The organism is Pseudolysinimonas sp. (assembly GCF_044239695.1).
Lineage (GTDB): Bacteria > Actinomycetota > Actinomycetes > Actinomycetales > Microbacteriaceae > Pseudolysinimonas_A.
The window spans coordinates 1-3,702 of the sequence record NZ_JBIIAW010000172.1; the positions used below are offsets into that span (position 1 = coordinate 1).

Consider the following 3,702-nt stretch of genomic DNA (forward strand, 5'->3'; position numbering starts at 1 on the left):
CGGTTCTGCAGCATGGCGCTGACATTGAGCCCCTGCGCGGGCGTGAGCTTGTTCTGCCACGCGATGAGCTGCCCACCGGCGGTGTTGATGATGAGGGTCATGACGACGGCGACGGCTGCAGGCACGAGCACCTCGCCGAAGGTGGAGACGTCGAGGGCGAGGCCGAAGTTGAGAAAGAAGAAGGCGCCGAAGATGTCGCGCATCGGCAGCGCGAGCGCCTCGATGCGAACCCGGAAGCGGGTGGCGCCGAGAACGAGGCCGATGAGGAAGGCGCCGATGGCATCCGACACTCCGATCATCTCGCCGATGCCGCCGAAGGCGACGGCGAGGCCGAAGAACAGGATCGTGAACAGCTCGTCGTCTTTCGTCGCGATGAGACGCGAGATGACCTTGCCGCCCCAGCGGGCGAGGGCGAACATGCCAACGAGGAAGACGAACGAGATCGCCAGCTCGAGAATGATCGGGCCGAGGTCGGTCTCACCGCCGATGATGACGGTGACGATCGCGAGGTAGACGGCGATGAAGATGTCTTCGACGACGGCGATGCCGAGAATGACGGGGGTCTCGGGGTTGGCGAGGCGCCGCAGCTCGATAAGCAGCTTCGTGATGATCGCGCTGGATGAGACGCCCGTCATGCCGGCGATGATGAGCGCCTCGCGCGCACCCCAGCCCACCCACATGCCGAAGCCGAAGCCGATGCCGAAGTTGATCAGCAGGCGAGTGCCGCCCGAGATGAGCAGGGAGCGCGCGTTGCCGATGAAGGCGTCCTGGTCGAACTCGAGGCCGAGGTTGAACAGCAGCAGGATCAGGCCGAAGACCGCGACGAGCTCGACGTTCGCCGCCTCGAAGTTGAGAGGGAACCATCCGGTGTTCGGGCTGGCGAGCAGTCCGACCAGCATGTAGATCGGGATGGCCGGAAGGCCGATCAGCTTTCCGAGGCGACCGAGAACATACGCGATGACGAACAGAAGCCCCAGTACGAGCAGTTCTTCACCGATGTGCACGCCTTACCCGCCCGAGGGAGTCTCGGCGGGCGCCTTGGTGGGCATGGAACCGGTGCGGTAGAAGGCGAACGCCTTGGCCACCTTCTCCGGGGATCCGGCCACGACGAGCGTGTCACCGGGAAAGACCTTGAAGTCGTCGGCCGGGGCCGGGTTGGCCGACTCGCCGCGCACGACGGCGACGACGGTGAGGCCGACAACGCCGCGGCTGGCGAGGTTGCCCAGCTGCTGGCCGGCGATGTGGTCCTCGTAGTCGACCGTGAACCAGTCGATCGAGAGGCCGGGAATGGCGTCGAGGTTCGAGATGCCCTCGGTGATCTTGGTGCCGCCGAGCAGTTCGGCGAGGGTGTGCGCCTCGTCTTCGTCGAGCCGGAGGGACACCTTTGTGGCGTCGGATCCGTCGCCGGCGTCGGCGAAGGTGATGAGGTCGCTGTGGCCGGAGCGGTGGGTGATGACGCCGACCTTGCCGCCGTCATCCGTCACGAAGGTGTGCAGCACACCCACCCCGGGCAGCTTCACTCGCCGAACGTCAACCATGGTTCAAGTGTATTGCGGCGCGCTCGGGCTCACGGGCGTGTACGCCAGCGGCGTAGCTACGAGGGGATTATGTCGGGCGCCTCAAGCCGCACGCGGTCGGCCGAGGCGTCGTCGGGCTGCTCCTGGCTGGCGCGCTCGGCCTCGACTCGGGCGAGGTAGCGGTCGATCTCGTACTGCGTCTTCTCGGCTGACCAGCCGAGCTCCGCTGCCATGAGCGCGGCGGCGACCGGAGCGGCAGAAACGCCGCGGTCCCAGGCCTCGATCGAGATGCGGGTGCGGCGCGCGAGCACATCCTCGAGGTGCATTGCGCCCTCGTGCGAGGCCGCGTAGACGACCTCGGCGGCGATGTAGTCGTCGGCGCCGGGCAGCGGCTCCTGCAGCTCCGGACGCTCGACGAGCAGATCGAGCAGCTCGTCGGTCATCACGCCGTAGCGGTTGAGCAGGTGCTCGATGCGTGCCTTGTGCACGCCGAAGGCCCGCGCGATCTTGGAGCGCTTGTTCCACGCGGCCTGGTAGCCCTCCGCGCCGAGCAGGGCGATGTCGTCGGTCGTCGACTCCGGCACCTTGCCGTCGAGCGCGGCGGCGGCCTCGTCGATGGCATCCTTCGCCATGATGCGGTAGGTGGTCCACTTGCCGCCGGCGACGACCACGAGTCCGGGCACGGAGTGCGCGACGATGTGCTCGCGGCTGAGCTTGGAGGTCTGGTCGCTCTCGCCGGCCAGCAGCGGCCGCAGGCCCGCGTAGACGCCTTCGACGTCATCCCGGGTGAGGTCGACGGCCAGCACGCGATTGACATGGCCGAGGATGTAGTCGATGTCGGCCGCGGTCGCCGCCGGGTGCGCCTTGTCGAGGTTCCAGTCGGTGTCGGTCGTGCCGATGAGCCAGTGGCGGCCCCACGGGATCACGAAGAGCACGCTCTTCTCCGTGCGCAGCAGCAGTCCGAGCTTCGACTGAAAGCGGTCGCGCGGAACGACAAGGTGAACGCCCTTCGACGCGCGCACCTTGAACTGGCCGCGCTCGCCGACCATGGCCTGGGTGTCGTCCGTCCACACGCCGGTGGCGTTGACGACCTGCCGGGCGCGAATGTCGAACTTCTCGCCGGTCTCGAGGTCGTGCGCGTGCACGCCGACGACGCGCTGCCCCACCTTGATGAAGCCCTCGACGCGCACGCGCGAGGCGACATGGGCGCCGTAGAACGATGCGGTACGGGCGAGGTTCGCAACGTAGCGGGCGTCGTCGACCTGCGCGTCGTAGTAGGCGAGGCCGCCGACGAAGGCGCTGGGGTCGAGAGACGGCATCGCCCGAAGCATCTGCCGCTTGGTGAGGTGACGGTGGTGGGGAACGCCGGGCGGGCGTCCGCCGGTGTAGCTGAAGAGGTCGTAGAGCAGCATGCCGGCGCCGATGTAGACGCGCTCGAAGACCGGCTTGGTCAGCGGGTAGAGAAAGCGCACCGGCTTCACCAGGTGCGGCGCGATGCGCTGCAGCAGCAGACCCCGCTCGATGAGCGCCTCCCGCACGAGCCGAAAGTCGAGCTGTTCAAGGTAGCGGATGCCGCCGTGCACCAGCTTGGACGATCGCGACGACGTGCCGCTGGCCCAGTCACGCGCCTCGACCATGCCGACGCTGAGGCCACGCGTGACCGCGTCGAGCGCACTGCCCGTGCCCACGATGCCGCCGCCAACGACGAGGATGTCGAGCTCTTTGGTGCGCAGCGCACCGAGTGCAGCCTCCCGTTCGGCAGGTCCGAGCTTCGACGATCGAGTGACGGACTTTGCCTTGGCCACGGTGGCTCCTATCGCGCGTCGTACGGCGCGACGACAACCTCGACGCGCTGGAATTCCTTGAGGTCGGAGTAGCCGGTGGTCGCCATCGAGCGACGCAGCGCTCCGATGAGGTTGACCCTGCCATCCGCAACTGTGGATGGGCCGAAGAGAATCTCTTCGAGCGGTGCGAGCGTGCCGACCTCGACGCGGTTGCCGCGGGGCAGCTCGGAGTGGTGCGCCTCCGCACCCCAGTGCCAGCCCCCGCCGGGCGCGTCTGTCGCGCGCGCCAGCGTTGAGCCGAGCATGACGGCGTCTGCTCCAACCGAGATCGCCTTGACGATGTCGCCGGAGGTTCCGAGGCCGCCGTCGGCGATGACGTGCACGTAGCGCCCGCCGGACTC

The 3,702-nt window shown here is 67.8% G+C and carries 4 protein-coding genes; all 4 read right to left on the bottom strand.

What is annotated here, in order from left to right; translation table 11 throughout:
* Positions 1–1,004 (bottom strand): cation:proton antiporter (locus ACILQS_RS15930; RefSeq protein ID WP_395641107.1); only part of this gene is annotated, 1,004 nt, incomplete at its 3' end.
* 3 nt (positions 1,005–1,007) lie between these two features.
* The gene (locus ACILQS_RS15935) at positions 1,008–1,538 is read right to left on the bottom strand and encodes a cation:proton antiporter regulatory subunit (RefSeq protein WP_395641108.1); all 531 of its coding nucleotides are present in this window, start codon (positions 1,536–1,538) and stop codon (positions 1,008–1,010) included.
* Between the two features lie 56 nt (positions 1,539–1,594).
* Complete coding sequence (locus ACILQS_RS15940) at positions 1,595–3,322, bottom strand: glycerol-3-phosphate dehydrogenase/oxidase (RefSeq protein WP_395641109.1); 1,728 nt, start codon at positions 3,320–3,322, stop codon at positions 1,595–1,597.
* Between the two features lie 8 nt (positions 3,323–3,330).
* Positions 3,331–3,702 (bottom strand): IMP dehydrogenase (locus ACILQS_RS15945; RefSeq protein ID WP_395641110.1); only part of this gene is annotated, 372 nt, incomplete at its 5' end.

Bases quoted from the DNA above. Each gene is read 5' to 3' on its own strand.
- ACILQS_RS15935 (WP_395641108.1), bottom strand. From the start codon at position 1,538: ATGGTTGACGTTCGGCGAGTGAAGCTGCCCGGGGTGGGTGTGCTGCAC.